Raw genomic sequence first — 2,411 nt, 5'->3', positions numbered from 1 at the left:
AGCGGACTCAAGCCGGGGTCGCGGGGCGGAGCGCCCGCGAGCGGCCGTCGCGCGTCGCGCGGCAAATCTACTTCTGCACCCACTTATAGCCGTAGCCCCAGACGGTGAGTAAAAATTCGGGCTCCGAGGGTTTGTCCTCGAGCTTCATGCGCAGGCGGCGGATATTGACGTCGACGATCTTGACGTCGCCGAAATATCCCTCGCCCCACACCTTATTGAGAATGTCCTGCCGGCCAAGGGCGGTGTTGGGATTGTTGAAGAAATATTCAAGGATCTGGTATTCCACCTGAGTAAGCTCAAGGATCTTGCCGTTCTTCGAGACGGTACGGCTCTTGGTATTGAGGACAAAGGGCCCCGATTTGATCTCGTTGGGCGCGGGCGCGGCGGCCTTTTCGGCGGCCATGGCGACGCGGCGGTAGAGCGCGTCGACCCGCGCGACAAGCTCGGAGGGGGAGAAAGGCTTGGTGACATAGTCGTCGGCGCCGATCATCAGGCCGTTGACCTTGTCCATCTCCTGGCTTTTGGCGGTCAGCATGATGATGCCGATCGAAGAATTCTTTTCCCGGATGCGGCGGCAGACTTCAAAGCCGTCGATGCCGGGCATCATGACGTCGAGCACCGCCACGTCGAAATAGGCGGGATTGCGGTCAAAAATCTGGAGGGCTTCCTCGCCGCTCGGGACGTCGACGACCTCATAGCCCGAACGTTTGAGGTTGATGACCTCAAAGTCGCGGATGACGTCCTCGTCCTCGACCACCAAAATCCGTTTCATGTGAAATCCATCCTTTCCTACCGGTCAGAGCAGGGAGAACATGTCCTGCAGATCGGTCCATGTGATTGCGAGCGGGCTTGACGGGCTTTCGGGGATGTAGCCGTAGTAGCTGAACATCCCGCGGGATTCGCTGAACTTCTGGTAATTCTCCAGGAATTTGTCCTGGTAATCCTTTTGGGAGACGACGCGGATGCGGGCCAGCTCAACCGAAAGGTCGTTGAGCGGGTCGTCCGAGCCGTTGTAGCCGATAAACCGCCATTCGCCGTTCTCCATCTGGTTGACGATCGTGACCGCGCCGATCCACTGCTGGGGGAATTCGACCATATAGCCGCCCCCGCGGTTGATCGCGGCGGCGAACACCCGGACAAGCTCGTCCTTTTCCAGACGGTTATATTCCGTGAGGTAGAGCCGGTCGGCCTCGTCCACCTGGTCGTACCCGGGCAGAAGCCGCGCGGTGGGAATTTCGATCGCGCGGTCCCCGTCGATATCGGTACAGAGGGGGGAGGGAACGCTGTTGGGGTTGTTGGCGCCCGAGGCGGTGTTGGGGCGCTTGGTCATCTGATAGAGGCTCGGCTTCTGGTAATCGGGGTCGAGCCGGTCATAGTCCGCCTCTTCCCCCTCGCCCTCCTCCGAATAGCTGATGACGGGGACCAGCTCCCCGTCCGCCACAGAAAAGACCTCGGTGACGAGGATATCGGTCGAGCCGACCGCGAGGCTGTCGCCGGGGATCAGCTCATCCACAAAGATCGCGCGCCGTGCGGAACCGGCCGACAGCCGCCCGGCGGTCACCCCCGCGAACTGTAAGATCCGTTCGGTGAGGGGCTTTTTATCGACGATGTCCACCGCGTCCCCGTCAAAGGAGAGCAGGTTGATCCAGAAGGATTCCAGCGTGGTGCGCGAATTGCTCGAGAGCAGGAAGACGTCGGCCTGGCCGTTGCGGTCGAGGTCGTCGATCAGATAGGTCGTATAGCCCGGGGAGACCCCTTCGGCCAAGGCGTTCACCAGCACGCGGTCGGCGGGGGAGTAGCGGTAGACCCGCAGCTGTTTTTCCTCCCGGTCGGAGCCGCTCCAGCCGACGACCACGTCGGAGGCGTCCTTGGCGGTGATGTTCGCGAAGGCGACAAACTCGACGTCCTGTCCCGCGCCCGGCAGATCGCAGAGCGACCGCCACACCCCGTCCTGCTGGTCGAGCAGCACGATGCGCGCGGTGTTGTCGATCGAAGGCTCGTAGAAGACGATCGCCTCCTCCTCGCCGTCCCCGTCGATGTCGTGGAAGACGAACGCCGAACGGTGGTCGCCGCTCTTGGGATATTTGAGGCTGTAGTTCTGGGTGAGCGCCGCGTCGTCGAGCGCGTCGTTGATCGCGCGCTGCTCGGGAGTCAGCCGGGGCGGGCGCATCAAATCGTCGGTCGCCGGGCTGAAGGAGGTGCAGGCGGAGAGCATCAGGCACGCCGCGGCCGCGGCGAGCAGTTTCGAGATGCGCGGCATGTCGGTTCCCCCCTTCAAAAGAGTTTGCCCGCCCGCCGCAAGGTTACGCCGGGGGCGGGCATACGCACAGTTAGCTATGCTAATTTTATCCCATTGCGGCGCGGATGTCAATCGCGCGCGGGGGCGGGGCCGCGCCGTCCCAAGGACGGCG

2 protein-coding genes are annotated in these 2,411 nt (G+C 62.5%); both read right to left on the bottom strand.

Translation table 11 applies throughout. From position 1 onward, the window contains the following. Nucleotides 1-67: 67 nt before the first annotated feature. Nucleotides 68-772, bottom strand: coding sequence for a response regulator transcription factor (locus tag NE609_RS17160; protein ID WP_101549164.1), 705 nt, complete (start codon nt 770-772; stop codon nt 68-70). A gap of 24 nt (nt 773-796) precedes the next feature. Continuing rightward, a complete protein-coding gene (locus NE609_RS17155) occupies nt 797-2,260 on the bottom strand; it encodes a hypothetical protein (RefSeq protein ID WP_256153224.1) in 1,464 nt (487 codons plus the stop codon). Nucleotides 2,261-2,411 lie beyond the last annotated feature (151 nt).

The sequence above is a fragment of the Anaerotruncus sp. DFI.9.16 genome, assembly GCF_024461615.1.
GTDB classification, from domain to species: domain Bacteria; phylum Bacillota; class Clostridia; order Oscillospirales; family Ruminococcaceae; genus Anaerotruncus; species Anaerotruncus massiliensis.
The sequence above is the reverse complement of the archived record's forward strand: the minus strand, read 5'-3'. Positions and strand labels throughout refer to the sequence as shown.